Source organism: Pradoshia sp. Z4_20 (genome assembly GCF_058216035.1).
On sequence record NZ_JBZAJD010000002.1, the window covers coordinates 565,915 to 590,514 of the forward strand.

Here is a 24,600-nt window from a genome sequence, read left to right on the forward strand (position 1 = left end):
CCCTTCCCTAATTTATGCTTGACCTAAAAGAGGTCATACCACTATTTTATAGTATCTAAACCCGTATTAGATTTAACCAAAATTTCATCGAACTTCGCTTCATCTTCCTTCTTACGAGATAATAATGTCCCTACAAATCCAGCCAGAAACCCTAGCGGAATGGATACCAGACCAGGTGTTGACAAAGGAAATAAAGGGTCACCAACCAGTATCGCCGCTCCAGCTTCCGGATTAAACACGTTAGGGCTGACTAAAACAAGTCCAACTGAAGTGATTAAACCTACTACCATTGCACTGATAGCACCAGTAGTGTTAAATTTCTTCCAGTAGATTGTATAAATAATTACAGGTAAATTTGCACTGGCAGCCACGGCAAAGGCTAATGATACAAGAAAGGCGACATTTAAATTTTGTGCTACTAAAGCCAAAAGAATCGATAAGACGGAAACACCAACAGATGCATATCTTGCCATCTTAACCTGCTCTTTTTCAGTTGCCTTTCCTTTTCTCAATATCTCATTATAAAAATCATGGGCAAACGCAGATGCCCCAGTTAATACAAGACCAGCAACAACGGCCAATATTGTCGCAAATGCAACTGCCGAGATAAAAGCAAACAATATATCCCCACCAATAGCCTTGGCTAGTAATGGTGCTGCCATATTCCCTGCTGCATTCGCGTTTACTATATCAGCATTACCCACAAAAGCTGCTGCTCCAAATCCAAGGAAAATGGTCATGACATAAAAAATCCCAATGATCCAGGTAGCATATACAACTGAGCTTCGCGCTGTTTTAGCATCCTTTACCGTAAAGAATCGTACAAGGATATGTGGCAAACCAGCGGTTCCAAGAACAAGTCCCATTGTTAGCGATAATGTATCTAGGCCATCAGTGTATTTTACCCCCGGATTCAGGAACGCCTCCTTTAATGGAGTAGCTGTACTCATCTGTTCAAACATACTTGCAATATTAAAATTAAATTTGGCAAAAACGATGAATGAAATGATAAAGGTCCCTGCCATCAGTAATACAGCTTTGACAATTTGAACCCAGCTAGTAGCATGCATGCCACCAAAAATAACGTATATGGTCATGAGAGCTCCAACAATTAAAACGGAGGTGGCATATTCTAAGCCCAGCAATAATTTAATCAGTGCTCCTGCCCCTACCAACTGAGCAATCATATAAAATATAGAAATAGACATCGTATTAAAAGCAGCTACACCACGTATTTTTTTTGCATCAAACCTTGCTGCCAGCATGTCTGCCAATGTATATTTGCCCAGATTTCTAAGTGGCTCAGCCACCAAATAAAGTACAACCAAGTAAGCGACCAAAAAACCTATACTATAAAAGAAGCCATCAAAACCTGTTAAAGCGACTGCACCGGCTATTCCCAAAAACGAAGCTGCAGACATATAATCACCCGCTATTGCTAAGCCATTTTGCCAACCGGTCAGACCACCTCCTGCTGTGTAAAACTCACTCGCATTGTTTGTTCTTTTAGAAGCCCAATAAGTAATGAGCAAAGTAACAAATACAATAGCGAGAAACATAAAAAAAGCCGTATAATTCATCTACTGTTTACCCCCTATTTTCAACACCTTATCACTTAAGCGGTCAAATCTGGTTGCTCTTTTAGAATAGATCATACATAACGTCCACGTCATAATAAACTGTGCAAATGCAAATACCCACGCCCAAGTGATATGTCCATAGAAAGAATTATTCAGCACCGATGAATAGGATGTCATTATGGGAAGTGCAAAATAAAAGATTAGGAAAAACAAGGTTAAGGGTATTATAAATTTTTTCTTTTCATTTAAAAGTTGTTGAAACTCTGGACTTTTTACAATAGCCGAATAATCCCTTTTCCCCTTTTGTTCCTCCTTGGATAACATTTTTTCTTCCATCTTAATCCCCTTTCTAATATTTAATTGAAACGCTTACAAAATATTCTAAATATTCTAAACACTATTAGTATACTTCATTCAGAGCCTTTGGTAAATCAATATTTAGGCTTATTTTTATACAAGTTAAAATGAGGTTTGAATATGGGAGACCGTTTATTGAAAAAGGATTTACATACAGCAATTCCAGTCAACTAAACACTACAAAAAAGAGTTATTTAAGTAAGGATGTTGCTAATAGCATATAAAAAAAGAGATAGCTTTTTGCTATCTCAGTGGTTGAAAGAAGTATTTACCTTTTATCCAGATGATTCTTTAGAATTTTATAAATGAGAATACCAGCTAAAATCCCCACCAATGAAAAAATAATCCCTTTAAGGATGTCTTGTGGTTCATTTAAGTCTTGTTTAAATTCATATTCTTCTCTTCTATCTGCTTTCACATATTGACCATCGGATTCTTGTACGGCTAACGCTTCCTCTGTACTAACCTCTTTAATAGTAAAGTATTTAGTACCTTTCGGATAAGCATTAGAAAAATTACCCGATTGCGGTTCCATATCCGAATACTTTGTTACTTGTCCAATTTCATCCCCAATTTCGGTCACAGATTCTTCACTTACCTCATAGACATACCCGCCCCAAACCACAAACGGATATAACCATTTAGTTGCCATTGCTTTTGCTGGTAAAAATGAAGTAAGTAAAACAAATAAGACTGTAATCAAAAGCAGATATTGTTTTTTCAACTACATTCCCCCTTTTTCGGGATTATCACTCATTATTCAAGTTTCATTGGTAGTATTGTCGAACTAGCCTACCACAATCTTTAGTAAAATATAATTATTTTTATAATACCACAAAATGGATATTCGTTTTTTATTTAAGAGCACAAAAAAAGAGACCTAAAATGGCCTCCTTTAAAATCAATTTATATAATCCGTAGGATTTATAGCATTGGCTTTACTTTGTGTCCAAGGTCCTTTATGAAGCTCAAAGTGTAAATGCTGACCCGTTGAACGTCCAGTATTCCCCATCAAACCGATTTGTTGACCCTTGCTGACAGTTTGTCCAGTACTTACTCTCATACTATTGTCTCTCATATGCGCATACACAGTTGTGTATTGTTGTCCATTAATATAGTGAGTGATAAATACTACATTACCATAACTGGAAGATTTGTAAGCTCTAGATACAACACCGCTTGCAGCTGCCACGATTGGAACAGTACCAGATGTTGCAATATCAACTCCGCCATGTGATTTTCCCCATCTTGGACCATATCCAGAAGTATAATACCCTGCAGATGGTTTCATGAACATGCCAGATGAGCTGCTTGAAGCTGGTGCACTGTATGTTGGTTCACTGACTTTTGGTGCACTAGATTTTTTAACAGATGAACTTCCTGTAGATGCACTAGAAGAGGATTCACTCTTTTTAGCTTCCTCTGCTCTTTGTGCTGCAAGTTCAGCCTGACGTTTTTTTTCTGCAGCCGCCTCAGCCGCTTTTTGTCTGGCAACTATAGCCTGACGTTCTTTTTCCTGCGCAATCGCTTTGCTTAAAGCTGTTTCTTGGCCAGCTAAGATAGAAGATTCTTCTTCCATACTTAATTTATGCTCTTCCAAGTGTTTCTCTTCAAGTTTAAGCTTTTTCATTAGTTTATTTTTTTCTTGCTTCTGATTTTCTTGTTTTGCCTTCAAATCTGTTAATTCTTTTTTCATAGATTCTAAACTTTGAAGCTTAGTTTCTACTTCTTGCTTTTTCTTCTCTAAATCCTTTTTATCTTTTTCTTGTTCAGCGATTAGATCATTATCAGCTTCCATTATTGTAGATACGGCATTCACCCGTTCAACAAAGTCGCCAAAGCTGCTCGCTCCCACTACAACTTCCAGATAATTCATCTTACCGCCTGTAACCTGATAGGATCTAGCACGTTCTTTTAATAATTCTGTTCTTGCTTCAATCTTCTCTTCAAGTACTACGATATCTTTTCTTAATTGTTCAATATCCTTTTTTGTGTTATCAATTTTTGTATTTATCTTGTCAATTTTTGAATTCGTTTCAGTAATCTCTGATTCCAGCTTTTTAAGTTGTGCTGTTAAATCAGTTTGCTGATCTACTACATGACCGATAGATTCGTTTGTTTGATTAATATCTTGATTTACTTTCTCTTTTTCGCCTCTAATTTGATTCTCTTTTTTCTCTAATTCTGATAAGGATGCAGCCGTAGCATATCCTCCTGATAATAATGACCCTGCACCAACTGCTAAAGCAATGTTAAACGCAATAAATGACTTCTTCAAGCAATGATCCCCTTTCAATGTCTCACATGTTAGTTTGTATCTTGCTTCTCTCTATATAAGTGACTATTAAAATAAGCGACTATTAAAAATTCATATATATAATTGCCAATCAAACCAATGATTGGTACTGCCTTATTATATCAATCTGACAATTTTTTTCTACCATTCAAACATTACATTTATATTTCGCGGAATTTCGATCTTGTAATATATTTAATAAAGTCCATTTTTCTAGTAATTTCGACATACTTTTTGCTAATAAAACTACAATTCGCTATTAAAAATGAATCTTTTCACCCATAGAAATAAACCTGGTCTTTCAAAAGGAAAACAAAAGTTTATATTTTCTGAATTATTGGATAATAATAAAAAGCCTGTTTCTTTACAGAAACGGCTTCTAAAACAAGCTTATCTATTCAAAATAAATCAGGAAGTCTCTTTTTTCCTGCGTGGGGCTCTTTTTCTGGCTGGCTTTGTTGCTGGTTTTGTTTGGTCAATAGATGCCTGGAGTGCTGCCATAAGATCAACAACATTTGATGCTGTTTTCTTTCCAGCTGTAGGTGTGACCGTATCGGATTGTTTTTTCTGCTCAATCAATTCAAGTAAAGCTGTCCGGTATTCATCATGATATTTAGATGGATCAAATGTGGTAGTCAACTGATCGATTAATAAAATAGCTGTATCCAATTCCTTCTGTACAATTTCTTCAACAGCGGGGATATTGGGTACATCTGCAGCTTTTCTTACCTCATCAGGAAAATGAATGGTCTCCATTAGTAAAGTATTTTCTAAGATTCTGACCACAGCGAGCGACTCCTTTGCACGGATCGTAATTTTCGCCAGCCCAACTTTTCCTGATTCCTCCAACGCCTTCCTCAACAGGGAATAAGCTTTTGTACCGCCCTCATTTGGTGACATATAATAACTCTTATCAAAATAAATAGGATCGATTTCATCTATTTTGACAAAATCGATAATTTCAACTGCCTTGTCCTCTTGCTCTTTCTTCAATTTTTCCAGTTCTTCATCATCGAGCACAACATATTTTCCTTTCACGTACTCATAGGCTTTAACAATATCCTCTTGGCTCACCTCTTCTCCGCAAACTGAACATACTTTCGAATATTTGATAGGCGCATGGCATTTATTATGTAAGGTGCGCAGGGATATATCTTTATTCTCCGTTGCCGCATGAAGCTTTATTGGTATACTGACAAGACCAAAACTAATGGTTCCCTTCCAAATTGTATGCATAAATACACCTTCCTTTTTTTGTATATTATATCCAAACTAATTAATTTTAAAATGACTATTCAAGGTGATGTTATGGTTTATGTTCTTTTTTAATGAAGTCTATGATTTTTTTCATTTGGTTCGATTGATCAACTGTAAAGTAATTTTCAAACGGGTTCATTCCCTTTACTAATCTATCCTTAACAGTTTTCATTGAGTAATGCTCTGTCTGCAACCCGCTCTTTACTTCATCCCAAAACAATGGCGCTGCAACAGAGGGGAAGGCTGTTTCCCTCGGTGAATACGGACAGATAATCGTCTTGTCTTTGTCATGTTGAATATAGTCTATATAGAGACGATTTGCTCTATTTTTTTTCATCCGTTCTATTGTAAAATTGTCCGGAAAACGATTAATTAGATAGAGAGCAATGAATTCGGTAAATATACGTGTTTCCGCATAACTGATTGTAGCTCCCTTCAATGGAAGATGAATTTGAATCCCCTTTCTGCCTGATAACTTCACGAAAGCCGTTAACTGAAATTGATCGAGTATTTGTTTCATTTCCAGTGCAGCTTTTACAGCCAAGCGTAAATCGCCTAGTTCAGGTGGATCAAGATCAAACACGATTTCTGCCGGATTTTGTTTTTTAATATCATTAAAGGGAATATGAAATTCAATGGCTGCCTGATTCCCGAGCCATAAAAGAGTTTCGATATTATTACATACGGTATAGTTAATATCATGGTTCATATCCGTTTTTACAAAATCAGGTGCATAGTCAGGTGTTGCTTTTTGATAGAATCCCTGAGAATCGACACCTTCTGGATATCTTTTAACTGTTAAGTGCCTGTCCTTTAAAAAGGGCAGCATAAAGTCTGCGACAGTAAGAAGGTATTCCAAATACATTTCTTTGGTCACTGATTGCTCTGTCCAGATGATTTTCCCTGGATTCGTAATGGCTACCTGTTCATATTGGGACAGTACTAATTTCGTCCATGTACAGGCTGTCCAATTCTCAGTCACCGCCAGGCTTATATAGACCGGAGAATTTAATTTATAATTTGTTACTGCCTTGTATGCCACTTGAATGCAAATACCAGGAGGGACCTTATAAATTTGGTTTTGCTGTGCTTTCCCAGTTTGATGTAAAATACCTAAAATTGCCTCGCGCTCTTCATCAGTAAATGCTTCTTTTACTTCAGCAACCTCAATGATTTTTTCTTCATGAAGAACTGCCACTGTACAGACTTTATTTTCACTATCATATTTAGTTAAAAAACATAGACCTGTATATCTCATATCTCAAGCTCCAATAAACATTCCTTTGGATTACGGTCGACAAATGATTCTAATAAAGGCTGCCTTAATGTCATAGATTCTGTCCATTCCAGATAAGAGACCTTCACTGTATAAATGGGTTGTATCCAGTGATACTGCTTTGTATTTCCCACTTTTGAGGTGAAAGGATTTTCAGTTTGTAAGGCTTTTTCCATAAATTCTTTAATCACCTTCCACTCATCCAGCTTATAGCGTCCTTTTCCTGCACGACCAATATACTTGAGTCCTCCCGAGGAGTCATACAATCCCAGTACTAAGGATTGCAGTTCACTCCCCTTTGTCACATATCCCCCAACTATAGCAATGAGGTCTTTATAAAATTTCACCTTCTGCCACCGACCGTCTTTCCCATTCAAGCTATAGGGTTTACGCAAATCCTTTGCAACGATACCCTCTAATCCCTGCTCCTTGATGGCCTCGTATAATGCCTCTCCATTCGAAAAGCTTTCTACAACCTGTACATTCTCTGTTGGCGTAATTATAGATGACAATAATCTTTGACGTTCTGCAAGTTCGTCATCAATAACCCATTTTCCATCCAGGTAAAGAATATCAAAAATCATATAGATGACAGGTCGTTCCTTTATGGAAAGATGAATCAATTCTGATCGGTTCATCCGGTCCCGCTTCATTACCTCATGAAAAGATGGCTTTCCATCTTGCATAGCGATAATTTCGCCATCCAAAATTACAGAGGATGCAGAACAATAGCTGCCTAAATCCGTAAACTCCGGATATTGCTTTGTTCTATTATTTAAATTACGATTAACCAGCTCTACTTCATCATCTATTTTGTAAACTAACATCCGCACACCATCCCATTTAACCTGGAAGATCCATTCCTCCCCTATTGGTATAACTTCAGCGGAAATCGGCTCAAAGGGTTTTATAGGGTCCATATTTTCACCTTCCATCTAATAGTGCAACAGCATTCGACATTTCATATTTATAGTATGGGAATAAAAACAAAGAATATGTCAGCGAGTGAATGAATTCCGCCGGAATCGTTGTCATTATTTTATGAGGCAGTAGTATCATTAGAGGATTATAAAACCTCCAACGAACTAAGTAACTTGGCTTCAAAAATTTTGGAGGCATCTGAAGAGACAAAACATATGATCCATTACGGTGTTTAAAAGAAATCCTTGCTAAAGATACAAAAAAGATAGCCATTGCCTTGGCTACCTTTTGGGTGCTATCTATTAAATGATGATTACTATAATTACAGAATCTTTTATCAAATAACCGTATCTTATTTACTGGATGTAAATTAATCTACAATAAACTCACTTACAGTAATGATTCAGTTCCATCGACATATATTTCGGTACCGGAAACATGACTTGATTCGTCAGATGCAAGGAAGTATACCAAATTCGCTACCTGTTCAGCTGACCCCGGACCATCTGCCAATGGCTGCATTCCTTCAGGATATTCGATTGGTATTTCGATTTCCTTTAAACTTTCAGACTTAGTTGTGCTGTTATCGATATTTGTTTCAATTGCACCAGGACAAATAGCATTAACCCGAATTTTATATCTGGCCAACTCTAAGGCTGCCATCTTCATAAATCCAATTTGTCCGGCTTTTGAAGTACTATAGGCTGCCATACCAAAACCAGCGAACCGTCTATTTCCATTGATTGAGCTTGTGATTATCATGCTGCCACCTTGCTCTTTCATATAAGGAATGCAGTATTTAACAAACAAGAATGTGCTTCTAAGGTTCGTTTCAATTACTTCATTCCAATCCGAAATTTCAAATTCTTCAATAGAAGATAAGGTCCCGTTTATACCAGCGTTACTGAAAAGAATATCAAGCCTTTCCCACTTATTCATGACCTGTGAAATTCCTTCACGAATTTGGGCTTCATCACGGATATCAACCTGATAAACACAGGCTTCTCCTCCTGCATTTGTGATTTCTTCCTTTACTTTCTCTGCATTATCAAGATCTATGTCCATAATACAGACACGAATGCCATTGTCCGCAAACTTCTTAGCTGTGGCTGCGCCAATCCCAGAACCTCCACCAGTAACGATTGCAACTTTACCCTTTGATTTTTCAGATAACGCCATACGTTTCATCTCCCATGCACATTTCTATTTATCTACTTATTTATCCATTAAGCACAATATTGAAACGTATGCCCGAACAGTTTATACATATATTCATAGAACATTCCCTATATTCCACCAATTTTTTAAAAATTATTTTCAAACCCTCTTATAAACCGTACTACTAACAGATATAATTAACATATCAAGCATACGGTGCTGCCGAAAGGAGAAACAACAGGTTTATGTTTTCACTCAACCAATTTATAAAAAGCAGAGGGTTCGTCCGTTTTCTCACCATCTTATTTTTGATAGGGATTTTCTATGCCCTTAGAGGTATGATGAATTTAGTTCTATTCACTTTTATTTTTATTTTCTTAATGGGCGGTTTGGAGAGAATCATTTCATCGTCCCTATCAAAATTCAGCCCAATACGAGTTAAACCACAAATAATAATTTTCCTGCTCTACACAGTCATAATTTCCTCTTTGGTTATGATCGTATATAAATACATACCTATCATTACAATGCAAATAACCGACCTTGTAAAAGTAATTATTGATTTTTATAAACACCCGCCTGATAACACAGCAATCGATGTTGTGATCAGTGCAATGCAGAAATTTGTATCACCTTCTGAAATTGAGGAAAATGCAGTGGCACTGTACAGTTATGCTGCGAATATCGGTAAATTAAGCCTGCAGTTATTTTTAGCTCTGCTGCTAAGTTTATTCTTTCTTTTGGAAAAGGAAAAAATCAAAAGATTTACCGGTTCATTCAAGAAAAGCAAACTGGGCGTTTTATTCACTGAATTAGAGTATTTAGGTAATATCTTTGTAAATTCATTTGGTAAAGTTATTGAAGTTCAATTTTTAATTGCATTTGTTAATGCTATATTATCGACTATTATTCTATATTTCTTAGGATTTCCACAGCTATTAGGGCTCGCATTTATGATTTTCCTATTGGGACTTATTCCTGTTGCGGGTGTTATTATTTCCTTAATTCCTCTTTGTACAATTGCCTATAATATTGGCGGAGGAATGCATGTACTGTATGTAGTTATTCTAATAGCAGCCATACATGCTTTGGAAAGTTATGTACTAAATCCTAAATTCATGTCGGCCAAAACTCATTTACCTACGTTTTTCACATTCCTGGTATTGGTGTTCGGTGAACATTTCCTTGGAATATGGGGCTTGATTTTAGGTATTCCTATTTTTATCTTCTTATTAAATATGCTTGATGTTCCAGATGCTGAAGTGACTGAACCTAAGAATATATAATGGATCGTAAAATAGGCATGAGTTTCGGAATCTTTCGAACTCATGCCTATTGTTATTCTTAAATATAATCAACCGTACATCTTACAGAGCACGGCTGCAGTCCACCCTTTTATATTCGTTGTCTGTACAAGGTTGATAGCTCTTTCGTAAAACCATCAATATCAGAAAAATCATTTTCAAGTGATTGAGCCAGCTGCCCCTTTTCAATGAATAACACCCGGTCGGCAAGTTCTGCGGCAACATCCATCATATGAGTAGAGAAAATCGTAATCGTGCCTGCTTCTTTAAGCTTTTTAATCATTTCTATAAATTCATTAATCCAGTAAGGATCGAGCCCATTGGTCGGCTCGTCCATAATTAAAAGTCTTGGTTCAGCTAAAATCGATTGGCCGAATAACAACCTTTGTCTCATTCCTTTAGAAAGATTTTTTACGAGCTCTTTCCGCTTGTCGGTTAATCCCAAACGATCAATCACCTCTCTCACTCGTTCATTGGAAATCTCTCGGATAGCTGCATAAAAAGACATAAACTCTCCCACATTCATGTCGCCCTGAGCATAAAATTCATCAGGCATATAACCGATCAATGATACATATTCTTTATTTTGTGCAGTCATATTGACCCCATCCAACAGAACGGTTCCGGCTGAGGGGGAAGAGATACTGGCCAAAATATTCAGGATAGTACTTTTTCCAGCACCATTCCCTCCGCATAAAGAAACACATTGCCCTTCCTTCACTGCCAACGAAAATGGCTGCAACGCTGTATTGGTTTTATAGTGTTTTGAGATATCAGTCACTTCTAACCCTGTCATTGTGCTCTTCTCCTTTTTAAATACCAAATTGCAATAAAGCCTAACGCAGCAATAAATACAAACGCATATAAGAATAGTACACCCCATACAATTCCTTCATTAAATAGCGGAACCAATCCATCATAGGCTTGGCCGAAGATAGAACCGCCGTCCAATCTAATCACCAAGAAAAAGCGTAAGAATTCTGCTGGATTTATGATCATCGCAATTTTCATAAGCACTCCTATCATTGAATAAGGTAAAGCACCTAAAATAGCAATTAACGCAGTCGGCCATATCATAATAAGAAGAAACCAGACTGCAACAGATAGAGTAAGTGCCTGCCATTTCGTGCTTACAAATGATCCTATAAAAAGGCCAAGTGTCAGGAAAAACAAGATTAACAGCATACTAAATAGAAAAAGCACAAGCATCCAAGTTAACGAAATATCAATCCCAGTCAGCAACCCAATTACCATACTCAACCAATACGCCAGTGAAAAACACACTGCCTGGGCAGTAAACTGGCCTCCAAGTTTACCAAAGAAGTAGGAGACGATATCTAATGGATACGTACATAATAATCTCCATTGGCCATTTTCCATTTCATTAGCTATTGAAAAAGAGCCAAAAATCAACATAAATAATGGCAATATATATAACATAATATTAACGACTGTTCCCGTAATATTTGTATATCCTGAGATTGCTCCATTTGTCCGCTCCAATGCCAATAAAAGAGAAATGACAACAATCCATAGAATGGCGATTGAATAATACGAACGGCCCCGTGATGTCATTCTCCATTCAGAGCTCCATATGTTCCACATTCTTCTTACCTCCCGTGACGACATCTAAATAAAAGGCAACCATGCCGGCTGCCTTGTTTTTTTCACCTGTTAACTATGGCTATGACTGTCCGTTTCCTTATGATTCATCTCTTTATGCTGTTTCCAATCATGTTTTTGTAAATCTTCATAGGATAATAAACTTCCCCCTGATTCTTCAGCAAATTCTTCAGCACTTGATTGGTCTTCAAAAGAAATTACATTGTATGACATTGGCGTCTTGATTTCTTCTCCATATACGAAATAGGATTTTTCAACTTCTATCCATTCTTTAGAATGATAATCACGTACAAAGGTCTTCTCAATTTCCTTATTCTCGTTTTCATCTGTCCAATTAAACATGCAACCGATATCATCAAAAACAAATGTTTTACCATCAGTTAAGATAATTTCTGTTGCATGCTGATTATCCGCAACCGACATATTACAGTTTGCGCATGTGTCAGTCTTCGAATTAATTTCCACTGGCTCAGTCGATTTATTACCGCAAGCAGACATAAGCATAACTGCAATTCCGATTAACGCAATTTTCCATAATGATTGTTTCATCGTTGTTTCCTCCCTTTTATGAATAGAAATAAACTGCCTATATACAATAATCCGCTGACTATCCATACTGGCAGATCAGCTTGATTGTTTTGATTGTTTGATTGGATAGGGTCCATTAAGGGACCTGAGTCCGTTAATAGCTCTTCATCGGTACTTTTCAGCATTTTTTGCAGAATTGTCATGCCCGGTGCCTGAAAAAAGAGTTGATACTCAGGAACTTCCTCTGTCAAAGCCAGAAAATAAGGATCGGCTCGGTAGATTAAATTACTTATACCATCTCCGTCTGAATCTATTTTCGCTGATGCGTCCCAGTAGTTCCCATCCAATTGATTCCCTTCACTTTCAATAGCCTGAGCGTCATTTACATTACCCAGAAAATCATTTTGATAGATTCGATTATTCTCTGATTCTTTAAACTGAATACCTACAAAATTTGATTGCAGCCTGTTATCCTTAACGGTATTCACATTGGCCTTTTCAATAAATATGCCAATCCGGTTATTGTGAATCTCATTTGTTTCAACCGTAACATTCCTAGAGTCATATAGTAACAAACCCTGAGAATTCACATTTTCATTATTTTCGGTGAATGTATTCTTACGTACCATTGCATCTTCAGCACCCATAATCATGGCGCCGGTAAAGTTATTGAATGATTCATTTTCTTCAATCAAACAGGAATTGGAATACATTAAATGCACCCCATAATGGGCATCCCAAATTTTATTATTTTTAAATGTATTATGGTGGCTGTATTCTACATAAAATCCATCCTGAACATTCCGTATTGAATTTTTACCGAACGTGTTGTAATTTGACTCCCACAGATTAATAGCATGGCCTTCAGATGTCCCTGTAAATGAACTTTCTAGCACACTTACATGATTCGCCTTATCCAGTTTAATACCAGTCCCAGCTGACTTGATTGTGAGATTGTTAAGTTTATGATAATTTCCAGCCAGCACAATTGCAGATTCCTCAATTGGTAGGCGTGTTGCCTCTATTTCAATATTTGATATTTGTACACCCTCACCAGAAATGTTTATAAAGGATCCCTCTCCTGTATAACTCAGCACTGTATTTTCTGTTCCTTTAATGGTCATTGGCTTATTAATGGAAACCGGATCTTCATAGGTACCGCTTTTAACAATCAATGTTCCTCCAATGGGCGTTTGGTCAATTTGCTGCTGCAGAGTTGATTCTGCGAAACTACTCGGTTCATATATAATCCATAACGCTACAAACACTAAAAAGATGCGTAACCTTTTCATCATTAACCCACCTTTTTCTATCAATCGTTTGCTCCACTTTAAGCAGTTGATGGTATGATCATATTCATTATAATTTATATAATTATTTTACTTGAAAAATAATTATATTTTCCAGCATAAAGGTATCAAGCCCATCATCATATTGTATTAGGAGCTATTTTATGGAGAATTTTATATGTTTCAGCATAGAAGTTTAATAGGTTAAATTTACAGGCAACTATTATTGCAGAAGATTATTCTTGTGCAGGGGAAGTAACCAGGGAGATATTAGAGGGATAGGAAGAGTTCTTGCGAAGCAATGACCGAATAGGGTAAGTAAACTACCCGAAAATCTTAATAGACATTTGAATGCCAGATATGAATGGATTGGAACATAAAATAAAAGCCCACTACCATCTGTCAACATTATTATCACCACTGTGTCCTAACGACATTGTATATTTAGGTGAAGCGTTTACAAACGTTAACCTAAATCTTTGAAACAAATGGATAAAGGAACTGAATGAACAGCCACACATAATTTCAATGTACAGTTCCATTATCATTTAGCAATGTTTCTTTAACCTCAACAGCCCTTTTATAATAAATAGATTTCGGCATATTCTTTATTAAATCACATGTTTTGTTAATTTGCTCCAGGGCTTCATCCTTGTGGCCCTGTTGATTTAAACAAAGAGCAATATAGATTCCTGCAGACTGTACCATTCCTACATCGATTGGATGCACCAACGCACCGGATAGATGACATTTAAGCAGATTTTCCAAAGCTCGATCAATTTCTCCCAGACCATATAGTGCTTTCCCATATTCCAGATAATAAAGTTCGTCTATCTTTTCCGGATTTATCGCAAATTCTTCTAGGTAGTGAATAGCTTTTTTGTAGTCTTTTGTTATTTCATTATGATAAACCGCATATAAAAGTGGAAACATCATCAATGCAATCTTATTTTCCGAAAAAATCGCATATTGACGAGATTTACTGATTAATCTAAGAAACTCCTTATCATCCTTCATCACAAGCGGATAATTGGAAGCAATCCTGTATATATCATCCATACGATAATAGACATTCGTCTCTTTGGACAATGCGATGGCTTCCTGCATTCTTGTATGGGATTCTTTATATTCTTCCAACGCTAATAAGACGATTCCTTCATCCAATAAAAGCTTTAATTGAAATACCGTATTTTCTTCAAGTCCATTACCAGAGTAGAATTTTCTAATTTCATTCAAAATGGATAAAGATTCATCCCAATTTCCATGAGACAAACGATACTGATGATAAATCCATAATGTTTCAGCACTGTCTAAGAATAAAGAATTCATCTTAAAATAGGAGGCTGCCAATTCGATATATTTCTTCATGTTTGGTTTATCTAAATAAAGGCCTGCTTCCGCATAAAGGCTGTATAACTTCGCCTCCATTACTCCCTGAGGCATATTTTCAGAAACCACATGGGATAATTTATCGTAAATAGCTGAATAATTCTCTTGTTTTTTATCATTCTTTATCTCATTTAATAAAGGTAGATAATCCTCTTTCTCATTCAGAAGATCACTAGGTTCACAACCAAGCTGTTGAGCAAGATATTCAAGTGTGCTCATCGATGGGGTTGCTTTACTGTTTTCAATTTGGCTCAGCATTCCTTTTGTCAATCGATTTCCAGCCAACTCGGATTGGGTCATCCCTAAAGCTTTCCGTAACGTTTTAATTTTATTGCCCAGCATGGTTATCCCCTCCTTATGGAAAGTATACGGTAAATAATTCTGATCCACAAATTAAAGTTTAATTATTTTAAACTTTTTGTTGACTTCCAAAAATTAGTATTTATATAATAAGTTTAATGACATTAAACTTTTAAACTAAAGGAGAAAAGCCCATGAGTGTACGTTATACCGAAGCAGAACAAGAGAGATTAAGCGCAAGGAATATTTTATTGTTTTTTATTGGAAAATTTATTTCATTATTTGGTGCAAGCATCTATTCATTCGCCATCGGATTATACATTTTAAAAATTACCGGTTCGGGTACAAGTTTTGCACTTGCTCTTGTGTTTGCCTCTGTTCCCAGAATTATTTTTGGACCAATTGCCGGAACCCTTGCAGATCGCTTTAACCGCAAAACAATCATTATATTGACGGAAATTCTTAGCGGAATACTCATGTTTTTTATGATTGCCTATTCTCACTTTTCGGGGCTCTCACTTGCATTGTTATATACATCAGAAGTACTGCTAGGGATTTTTTCTACTTTCTTTTCTGTGACTGCATCTTCAACCATTCCCTCAATGGCTGGGGATAAATCTATACAAAAGGCTGGCTCTTTAAATCAATCCGCATCATCGCTTGCCGGTATACTCGGTCCAATCATAGCTGGTATTTTATACGGGTTCTTAGCAATTGAGGAAATCATTCTGCTAACTGGAATCACCTTTATACTTGCCGGTATAATTGAATTATTTATTATTTTCAACCTGTACACTGAGAAAGCGGCACAACAGGAAAAGACGCAATTCATGAAGAGTTTGGCTGAAGGCTTCTCCTATTTAAAAGAAAACGATTTTTTATTCTCCCTGCTCAAAGTATCACTTTGGATTAACTTCTTCTTTGCGGGTATAAATGTTGCAATCCCCTACATCCTGAACACATCACTGAATTTTTCTTCTCAATCATACGGAATTGCTGCTTCGATGGTATCTGTTGGAGCACTTATCACATCATTGATCATTTCACAACGTCCTGAAATGAAAGATAAATTAAAGAAAATTAGATTGGGCTTAATTGGTTTAGCAATACTTGTCATTATGATTGGCTTGCCTCCTATGCTCCAAATGACTTCTGTGATTGCCAATGTCAGTTACTACATCATCGTCCTTGGAATGATAGGTTCCATCGTCATGGTTGTAAATATTCCTATTCATGTATTAATACAGCGTACAACCCCGAGCCACTATCTTGGTCGTATTTTCGGATTAGTTGAAACGATTGCATCTGCAATCTCACCGCTTGGGATGATTCTTTTCGGTGTCTTGCTTGACTACATACCAGCTTTTTATATACCTCTCATCACTGGATTTTCACTGCTCTTAATTAGCTTTCTTGCCATGTCAAAAGTAAAAGAACCAAAGGAATCTGAATTGGCAAGTTAATGATAAAGAAGTATCGCCCGGCTTGGGTTATATCCAGCCGGGCATTTTTATACTCCCCTAATTGTTTTTACTCGATTATAGGCGTATCTTGCAGATTCCTCTATAATGAATTGATTCTGATTGAATTTCTAGCTGGTTACTGTCTGTATCGACTTCGATTCGAGCCGAATCGGGCTAGATTCCGGCCGATTCACTGCTTTAATACAGCCGATTCCTCTTCGAATCCAGCCAATCTGAGCTTGAATCCGGCCGATCGCCCCTTGAATCCAGCCAAGCTCTAAATCAAGCATGACACAAACCGTCTCAGCAATTCAAAAAAGCCCCTTTATGCGATAATCTAAACTATCGCATAAAGGGAGCTCCAACTCTCATTTACTATTATTTTTCTTTAGGAAATGCCTTAGAATACAAATTATATCCGCCATCAAGGTTCTTAACTTTAATGCCGTTTCCTTCAAGTATTCTGGTAGCTAAGTAACCCCTCATACCTACCTGGCATGTAAGATATAAATCTTTATCAGTCGGTATCTCTGATAATCGCTCTCTCAGTTCATCAACAGGAATATTGACCGAGCCGGCAATTGCTCCTTTAGCAACCTCAGCAGGTGAGCGGACATCAATTAAATAACCTCCGTTTTCCACAATCTCATCAATTTCATGCCATTGCACTGTGCTGACCATTCCCTCAATAATATTGGTTGCTGCGTAACCAGCCATATTTACAGGATCTTTAGCTGAGGAATATGGAGGAGCATAGGCAATCTCGATATCCGGAAGATCCAATACAGTTAAGCCACCTTTGATAGCTGTCGCGATAACATCAATACGTTTATCTACCCCATCCTTTCCAACTGCCTGCGCTCCGTATATTTTCCCCGTTTCCTTATCGAAGATCAGTTTCAAATGCAATTGGGAAGCACCTGGATAATAGCCAGCATGGCTGCTTGGTGCAACATGAACAACCTCATATGGTATACCTAAACGCTTCAGCATCTTTTCATTGCTTCCTGTTGAAGCAACGGTCAATTCAAACACCTTGGCTATGGAAGTGCCCAATGTACCGTTATAAACACTTTCTTTCCCGTGAATATGATCCGCTACTAAACGCCCTTGACGATTGGCAGGCCAAGCGAGCGGCACATAAGTATCCGTTCCGTTAATATAATCCTTTACTTCAATGACATCACCGACCGCATAAATAGATGGGTCTGATGTTTGCAGATGCTCATTGACTTTTATCGCATTCCGAACCCCAAGCTCGAGGCCGGCATCTTTCGCAATGGTACTTTCAGGTTGAACACCAATCGCTAAAAGTATCATATCCGTTTCTACTTCTTTGCCGCTTTTCAAGCGAATGATACGACCATTCTTCTCAAAAGATGATACACCATCCTCAAGTATTAAATGAACTCCATTGTCCCGCATATGTGTGTGGACCATTTGAGCCATCTCCAAATCAATTGGCGCCATCACCTGATTTCCCATCTCAATAACTGTTACATCTATGCCGCGCTCCCGTAAATTTTCAGCCATTTCAATCCCAATAAACCCGCCGCCAATGATAACAGCCTTCTCAGGTTTATCCTGATCTACCTTTTCTTTGATACGGTCCGTATCAGGAACATTCCGAAGCGTATAAACAGATTTAGCCTCATCGATTCCCGGAATGGCTGGCCTAACCGGTTTTGAACCCGGAGATAGGATTAGCACATCGTAGGATTCCTCATATTCCTCGCCTGTCATTGCTTTTCTGGCTATGACAGTCTTCTGCTCCCGATTGATTTTGATAATTTCTGTCCAATTACGTATATCTAAATTATAGCGTTGCCCCATTCCTTCAACTGTTTGAACAAGCAGTTTATTACGGTTTTGGATAACTTCTCCTATATAATATGGAAGACCACAATTCGCAAATGAAATATATTCACCTTTTTCAAACATGATGATTTCATCTTTTTCGCTTAGACGGCGCAGTCTTGCCGCAGCAGATGCTCCGCCTGCCACACCGCCAACAATTAAAATCTTCATTTTAATAGACCTCCATTAGTTCATCGATTAGTCTAATCGTAATATACCCTATTGGGTATGTCAATTTATCAAACTCACATGATTACACTCTATCATTGCTCCCGATAACAGTTTTCATAACACCGTTTTACTTTTAAATAATACCAAAAAAAGCAAACCCACTTTTAACAATGGGTTTGCTTCTTATTACAGTTAAAAAGATTTTTTCAAATAATAGTTCTCGTGTTGTTTAACTTCCTCCATATTTTTAGGCAGTAAACGATAGAATAGGATTCCGCTTGCCAGAAGGATAACACCGAAAATAAATGTTTTTAAATCAGCCGTTCCTTTGATGATCACCCAAATGGAATATGCCGTCGCCAATATGGCTATGGTACCATCAATAATTCGTGAACGCATTTCATCAGATTTATATGTCTCGCCAGTCCAAACTAATTTCAGTTGGAATGAGGAGGAAATTAAATATGGCACTAAATAAGAAAGTGTCGCGATATAAATAATAAAGTCAAATGCATGAGCAATTGAATTTGAAATAGTTGAGAAAATAAATAATTGACCTAAACCATTTGAAACAATCATAGAGAAATTAGGAATCCCACGCTTATTGACCTGTAAAAACTTAGGGATAAATAAACCTTGTTTTGCTGCCTGATACGGGATTTCAGCGCTTAACAAGATCCAGCCAATTGTTGAACCAAATAAACTGATCAATCCAATGACCGCCAATGCTTTCCCACCAACAGGTCCCAGCACCGTTTCAATTGCATCGATTAATGGTTTTTCTGAATGGATAAGTGCATCCTGTGTTAATAATCCCATAACAAGTGTACTGATTCCCATATAGATAGCCAGGGCAATCAATAGCCCTAAAATGGTCGCTCTCTTTACATCTGCCTTTCTCTTCGCCCTTGATGCGAATACAACAGCAGATTCAACCCCTACAAAAGCCCATAAGGTTGAGACGGCAGCAAAATTTACCTGGCTGAGTAATCCCCGACTCTCACCATCAATTATACGAGTTTCCGCAAACGGTACAATATTAGATTGTTCAAAGGCAAATAGCCCAATTACAATGAATAATCCAAATCCAAGTACTTTTGCCGCAGTCGCCACAAAGTTTAATTTACCAGCATTCTCTATGCCTCGCATAATAAAGAAATGAACGCCCCAGAGCATGATTGTGCAGACAAGGAATGTTAAAGCATTGCCAACTTTTAGACTAAAATTCCCTATACTGAACAATTCAGCCGTACTAGTCAAACTTGGGAAGAAGGTAGATAAATACCCTGCAAACGTAGTGATGATGGCAATATTACCTGCAAAATTACCAATCCAGTATCCCCATGTAGACATAAACCCGGATAATCTTGAGGCTAAAGAATTTTCCTTGAACAATTCCTTAGCATAAATCTGAGGGCCACCTGTTAAATGTGGCTTACGAACAGCCAGATTCCCAAAAACCAGCGCAATAGTTAGTACACCCAATCCTGTTAATCCCCATGCCATAATTACTCCGGCAGGACTAGCTACTTCTGCCAGCGTACGCGGCAACATAAAAATACCAGACCCAACCATATTGCCGACTACAAATGCCGTTAAAATCCAAAAACCCAGTTGCTTCTTATTGTGCACGATAATTCCCCTTCCAAAGCTGTCATGTTACTCTCTATTTTTGAATTATCCATTTCTGTGTAAATAAACTAAATAAAAAACACACCTTATTGTTAAGGTGTGCAACATTTTATGATTAGCCACACCAGACAATAAATGGATAGTTCTCCATGGTCTATATACATATCGCGATGTATATAGACCATGACAGTCCTGCACCTATTCGGATACAGTCCCAGCTGCTCTCTTCGGAAAAAAAGAGCGCTTCGGCAGATTTTCCTTTCAACTAAAGTCAGCAAGCTTTCCGGCTCTCTTTTTAGTTTACTAATAAAATCTGCGACCTCTACCTCATCTTTTAGTCCGATGAGGATTTGTATTAAATTAAATTATTCCTGTATAAAGGATACAGTGAAAACGCGAATGCTGTCAATATTATTCGACAATGTTATTTTCAAATCAACTTATTTATGATTAATCCATTTGTTTTGGAAAGCTGCTATACTGCTATATTCAGTCTCCAATTTTCTGTATATATTGATGTAAATTGGCAGTAATTCCTCGTATCTTTCTACATTTGCTTTAACCGGCGTATGGACATGTGTAGTTCCCACATAATTTGATACAACGGATAGGTCTTCAATTTCACCGAGTGCATATCTGCCGAGTACAACTGCTCCTAAACAAGAGCTTTCAAAGCTTTCTGGCACATCTACTTCCTGATTAAAAATATCCGCAAGCATTTGCCTCCATAACTCTGAGCGCGCAAATCCCCCCGTTGCCCTGATTTTACTTGGCACACCTATCAATTCCTGCAAAGCTAATAAGACTGTATAGAGATTAAAAATGACTCCTTCAAGCACCGCTCTGACCATATGTTCCTTTTTATGATGAAGTCCCAAGCCAAAGAACGATCCTCTGGCATCAGGGTTCCAAATGGGCGCTCTCTCTCCAGCTAAATATGGGTGGAATAGTAGTCCATCTGCCCCCGGCGCTACTTTTGATGCTATCTTGGTGAGTACTTCATATGAGTCAATTCCGAGGCGTTTAGCTGTTTCTACTTCCGCTGAAGCCAGCTCATCTCTTAGCCATCTAAAAGTCATACCTCCATTATTAACTGGTCCGCCAATCACCCAATGCTTATCCGTCAATGCATAACAAAAAATTCGGCCCTTTTCATCCGTAATCGGCCTATCTGTTACCGTACGAATGGCTCCGCTCGTTCCAATCGTGACTGCTACAATCCCTGGATCAATCGCATTGACACCCAGATTGGAGAGAACGCCATCACTGGCTCCTATTACAAATGGAGTATCCGGCAACAGCCCCATATCCGCAGCATAGACGGAGTCCATGCCAGATAAATAATATGTAGTTGGTACTGGTTTAGACAAATGGGTCTCTGTAATACCCGCGATTGCCAATGCCTCAGAATCCCATTCTAAATTTTTAAGATGAAACATTCCTGTTGCTGAAGCAACCGAATAATCAATCACATATTGCCCAAATAATTTATAAAAAACATATTCTTTAATGGAAATGAATTTATATGTCCTACCCGCTAATTCGGGATAATCATTCATCAACCAGGTGATTTTTGTAAGAGGAGACATTGGATGGATTGGCGTTCCAGTTCTCCGATAAATTTCTTGTCCATTCCTCTCATTTTTAATATAGTCGGACCACTTCTTTGAACGGCTGTCAGCCCATGTAATGCATTGAGTTAATGGATTTCCATTTTCCTCAACCGCAATTACGCTGTGCATAGCCGAGCTAAAGGATACTAACGACAGTTCATCAGGATTTATTTGGCTTTGGACCATTACTCCTCTTATTGCATTAAGTACAGCATGAAAGATCTCATCAGGATTCTGCTCTGCTGTAAGTGGAGTCGGGCTATATAATGGGTACTCTACATGATAGGTGCTGAGCACAGATGCGTCTCCCGAAAATAATACAGCCTTTGTACTCGTGGTTCCTATATCAACTCCTATATAAAACATCTATCTTCCCTCACTTCCCTAAAAGCTCAATACTAGATTCTTACCTTTATTCATATTTTTATAAACAACTTAACACAATTTGATGCCCATTGATTAATTTTTTCACGACTGGCAAATACTTTCTACTAAATAAAAACGACATCAGGAGGCCTCATCCAAATTGAAGAATAAAACAATTGCCATTCTTGCTCCATTCTTTTTATTCATATTTCTATTTATTTACACGCAGACACAAAAAGAGTCTATTACAGAGGAAACTAGACCTGTTTTGACTCAAACAGGAATTAAAGAAGGTCAATCTGCACCTGATTTCGAATTAAAAACTCAGGACGGAAAAAGCATAAAATTATCTGATTATCGCGGTCAAAAAGTTTTATTAAACTTTTGGGCAAGCTGGTGCCCTCCCTGCAAATTAGAGATACCAGATCTCAATGAATTTTATAGTGAACATAAAATGGGGAAGATCACTGTATTAAGCGTGAATATGACCTATTCAGAAAAAAACAAGCAAGCCGTTCAAACCTTCCAAGATATGTATAATATCAGGTATCCTGTATTACTGGACCAAACAGGAACTATTGCAGGATTATATAAAATTATAACAATCCCAACCAGTTATTTCATTGACTCCAACGGTATCATACAAAAGCGAATAATCGGACCCTTGCAAAAAGAAACGATAAAAAATCTGATGGACTCAATAGATTAGCGTCCAAAACATCTCCGGAAAAATATAACAAAAAAAAGACGAAATTATACTTAATTTTATACCTAAACCATAGTAAAATAAAATCTATGAAAAAGATCAATTACGAATCAAGGGGTGTTGTTTCACGAATGAAAGCATACAATATTTTAATTACATTGATGCTTATGTTGATCAGCGTGTTGTCTATTAAAAATTTATATACTGGCCATTGGGACTTGCAATACTCCCTATTAAACGGTGGAATGGCTATTATTGTTTTAGGTATCTTTACGGCTTATACACAATCTTTAAAAGAACAATCTAATTAAATAAAAGCTGGTTTGGAAAAATCCAAACCAGCTTTTTTGTATCATTCTTGATTTCTTACTATCGCTTGAACACAAACGGGTTTCGAAAGAGAAATCGTATTCCCTGTATAGGTTGGAATACCCTCTTTATTAATTTCAAATAAAACTAATGAATCACTTTGCTCATTTGCTGCAATAAGTACTTTTTCTTCGTCTATTAACTCGAAATTTCTCGGTCCCTTTCCTTCCGTATGTGTAAATGCGATAATTTCCGGTATACCTGATTCTGCCACTTTGTACGTTGCAATACTGTCATGCCCTCTATTTGAGGCATATAAGAATTGGCCATCCTCTGAAATATGCAAATCGGCTGCTGTATTTTCCTCTTTGTAATCATCCGGCAATGTAGTAACCACCCCTAGAAGAGAATCCGGTATATGTTGGTCATTTAATTCAAATACTGCGATTGTATTGCTTAATTCCTGGATGACATACATGATTGGCAATGTAGGGTGAAAGGCAAAATGTCTTGGACCCGATCCAGGAATAGTAGACATTTTAGCCAAATTGGCAAAATCCTTATCATCGTATACATAAATTTTATCAGTACCTAAATCTGCTGCAACTACAACGGAGGAATTCGGTACCGGTACGATTGAGTGAGCATGCGGTGCATCCTGTCTGTCTGCCCAAACCCCTGATCCAACATGTTCATTTGTTGTCGTATGTTCTCCAAGTGTTCCGTCCTCTTGTAGTTCTATCCTAGTTACCGTGCCACCATAATTACTAATGTATAAACAAGATTCATTTTCACTAAGACTGACATAGCAAGGTGCCATCCCATTCGTAGATTTGCGATTTAACTCTCTAATCTGTTCGGATTGCCGATTAATTGCATAAGAGACAACCATCCCATACTCAACTTCACTTACCGCGTATAAATGGGTCTGAGCTTTATTTATAACAAGAAAGGAAGGATTTTCAATACCCGTATATTTCTCAACTAAGTCAAGTTTTTTTTCTTTCACGTTCAATTTGAATAGATGAATACCCGTACTTGTTTCTTCTGCATAAGATCCGGTATAAATCATCCATTCATTTTTCTTATTTCCTTGAATTTCATTCATCTTGACTGCCCCCATCCCGTGTTAAATAAACTAATAGTTTCTGTTTCATTTCTATTCCCCTTTTTAAAGATATTGAATCTTAAAAAAAACCCACAAC

The 24,600-nt window shown here is 37.4% G+C and carries 21 protein-coding genes and 1 riboswitch; of the genes, 4 read left to right on the forward strand and 17 right to left on the reverse strand.

Translation table 11 applies throughout. From position 1 onward, the window contains the following. Positions 1-41: 41 nt before the first annotated feature. The 8 genes from AC4BHP_RS08725 to AC4BHP_RS08760 all read right to left on the reverse strand — a co-directional run bounded on the left by AC4BHP_RS08725 (position 42) and on the right by AC4BHP_RS08760 (position 8,866). Entirely contained in the window at positions 42-1,580 is a 1,539-nt protein-coding gene (locus tag AC4BHP_RS08725; RefSeq protein ID WP_139891326.1) for a solute symporter family protein, read from the reverse strand. Then, positions 1,581-1,916, reverse strand: a complete 336-nt coding sequence (locus tag AC4BHP_RS08730) for a DUF485 domain-containing protein (RefSeq protein WP_066101009.1) — start codon at positions 1,914-1,916, stop codon at positions 1,581-1,583. Positions 1,917-2,205: 289 nt separating this feature from the next. After that, the gene (locus AC4BHP_RS08735) at positions 2,206-2,661 is read right to left on the reverse strand and encodes a hypothetical protein (RefSeq protein WP_066101010.1); all 456 of its coding nucleotides are present in this window, start codon (positions 2,659-2,661) and stop codon (positions 2,206-2,208) included. A 177-nt stretch (positions 2,662-2,838) separates the two neighbouring features. Then, positions 2,839-4,215 (reverse strand): murein hydrolase activator EnvC family protein, encoded by a 1,377-nt coding sequence (locus AC4BHP_RS08740; protein WP_490551868.1) that lies wholly within the window; start codon positions 4,213-4,215, stop codon positions 2,839-2,841. Between the two features lie 426 nt (positions 4,216-4,641). Then, complete coding sequence (gene ku, locus AC4BHP_RS08745; protein WP_066101014.1) at positions 4,642-5,469, reverse strand: non-homologous end joining protein Ku; 828 nt, start codon at positions 5,467-5,469, stop codon at positions 4,642-4,644. 70 nt (positions 5,470-5,539) lie between these two features. Further along, positions 5,540-6,748, reverse strand: coding sequence for a non-homologous end-joining DNA ligase (gene ligD / locus AC4BHP_RS08750; protein WP_139891329.1), 1,209 nt, complete (start codon positions 6,746-6,748; stop codon positions 5,540-5,542). Next, positions 6,745-7,686 (reverse strand): ATP-dependent DNA ligase, encoded by a 942-nt coding sequence (locus AC4BHP_RS08755; RefSeq protein WP_066101018.1) that lies wholly within the window; start codon positions 7,684-7,686, stop codon positions 6,745-6,747. Before AC4BHP_RS08755 ends, ligD begins: the two co-directional genes overlap by 4 nt. Positions 7,687-8,077: 391 nt before the next feature. Next, the gene (locus AC4BHP_RS08760; protein ID WP_066101027.1) at positions 8,078-8,866 is read right to left on the reverse strand and encodes an SDR family oxidoreductase; all 789 of its coding nucleotides are present in this window, start codon (positions 8,864-8,866) and stop codon (positions 8,078-8,080) included. Positions 8,867-9,090: 224 nt separating this feature from the next. Here AC4BHP_RS08760 and AC4BHP_RS08765 point away from each other — a divergent pair, with 224 nt between their 5' ends. After that, complete coding sequence (locus AC4BHP_RS08765; RefSeq protein WP_490551869.1) at positions 9,091-10,131, forward strand: AI-2E family transporter; 1,041 nt, start codon at positions 9,091-9,093, stop codon at positions 10,129-10,131. A gap of 109 nt (positions 10,132-10,240) precedes the next feature. Here the strand turns inward: AC4BHP_RS08765 and AC4BHP_RS08770 are convergent, their stop codons facing one another. From AC4BHP_RS08770 to AC4BHP_RS08790, 5 genes are all read right to left on the reverse strand, one after another. Beyond that, complete coding sequence (locus AC4BHP_RS08770) at positions 10,241-10,945, reverse strand: ABC transporter ATP-binding protein (RefSeq protein ID WP_066101037.1); 705 nt, start codon at positions 10,943-10,945, stop codon at positions 10,241-10,243. Beyond that, entirely contained in the window at positions 10,942-11,754 is an 813-nt protein-coding gene (locus tag AC4BHP_RS08775; protein WP_066101040.1) for an ABC transporter permease, read from the reverse strand. Before AC4BHP_RS08775 ends, AC4BHP_RS08770 begins: the two co-directional genes overlap by 4 nt. Positions 11,755-11,823: 69 nt before the next feature. Further along, positions 11,824-12,321: a nitrous oxide reductase accessory protein NosL gene (locus AC4BHP_RS08780; RefSeq protein WP_490551870.1), complete on the reverse strand. Its 498-nt coding sequence runs from the start codon at positions 12,319-12,321 to the stop codon at positions 11,824-11,826. Then, a complete protein-coding gene (locus AC4BHP_RS08785; protein ID WP_066101047.1) occupies positions 12,318-13,592 on the reverse strand; it encodes a right-handed parallel beta-helix repeat-containing protein in 1,275 nt (424 codons plus the stop codon). Before AC4BHP_RS08785 ends, AC4BHP_RS08780 begins: the two co-directional genes overlap by 4 nt. Before the next feature lie 522 nt (positions 13,593-14,114). Beyond that, positions 14,115-15,320, reverse strand: a complete 1,206-nt coding sequence (locus AC4BHP_RS08790) for a helix-turn-helix domain-containing protein (RefSeq protein ID WP_066101050.1) — start codon at positions 15,318-15,320, stop codon at positions 14,115-14,117. Positions 15,321-15,472: 152 nt separating this feature from the next. On the opposite strand from AC4BHP_RS08790, the gene AC4BHP_RS08795 reads away from it, so the two are divergent. Next, on the forward strand, positions 15,473-16,741 hold the full coding sequence (locus AC4BHP_RS08795) for an MFS transporter (RefSeq protein ID WP_066101053.1): 1,269 nt from the start codon (positions 15,473-15,475) through the stop codon (positions 16,739-16,741). 378 nt (positions 16,742-17,119) lie between these two features. Here AC4BHP_RS08795 and cdr read toward each other — a convergent pair whose 3' ends face one another. The 3 genes from cdr to gntK form a co-directional block, all read right to left on the reverse strand. Beyond that, positions 17,120-18,769 carry a CoA-disulfide reductase gene (gene cdr, locus AC4BHP_RS08800; protein WP_490551871.1) on the reverse strand — a complete coding sequence of 550 codons (1,650 nt, stop codon included), beginning with the start codon at positions 18,767-18,769 and terminating at the stop codon, positions 17,120-17,122. A gap of 192 nt (positions 18,770-18,961) precedes the next feature. Continuing rightward, positions 18,962-20,401 carry an amino acid permease gene (locus AC4BHP_RS08805; RefSeq protein ID WP_140461218.1) on the reverse strand — a complete coding sequence of 480 codons (1,440 nt, stop codon included), beginning with the start codon at positions 20,399-20,401 and terminating at the stop codon, positions 18,962-18,964. Between the two features lie 132 nt (positions 20,402-20,533). After that, positions 20,534-20,734, reverse strand: a riboswitch (Lysine riboswitch). 107 nt (positions 20,735-20,841) lie between these two features. After that, a complete protein-coding gene (gene gntK, locus AC4BHP_RS08810; protein ID WP_490551872.1) occupies positions 20,842-22,380 on the reverse strand; it encodes a gluconokinase in 1,539 nt (512 codons plus the stop codon). A 160-nt stretch (positions 22,381-22,540) separates the two neighbouring features. On the opposite strand from gntK, the gene AC4BHP_RS08815 reads away from it, so the two are divergent. Both AC4BHP_RS08815 and AC4BHP_RS08820 read left to right on the forward strand, forming a co-directional pair. Beyond that, positions 22,541-23,089, forward strand: a complete 549-nt coding sequence (locus AC4BHP_RS08815) for a TlpA disulfide reductase family protein (protein ID WP_490551873.1) — start codon at positions 22,541-22,543, stop codon at positions 23,087-23,089. Positions 23,090-23,175: 86 nt separating this feature from the next. Further along, on the forward strand, positions 23,176-23,397 hold the full coding sequence (locus AC4BHP_RS08820; protein WP_175354220.1) for a hypothetical protein: 222 nt from the start codon (positions 23,176-23,178) through the stop codon (positions 23,395-23,397). 41 nt (positions 23,398-23,438) lie between these two features. Here the strand turns inward: AC4BHP_RS08820 and AC4BHP_RS08825 are convergent, their stop codons facing one another. After that, positions 23,439-24,503 (reverse strand): lactonase family protein, encoded by a 1,065-nt coding sequence (locus AC4BHP_RS08825; RefSeq protein WP_181161982.1) that lies wholly within the window; start codon positions 24,501-24,503, stop codon positions 23,439-23,441. Positions 24,504-24,600 lie beyond the last annotated feature (97 nt).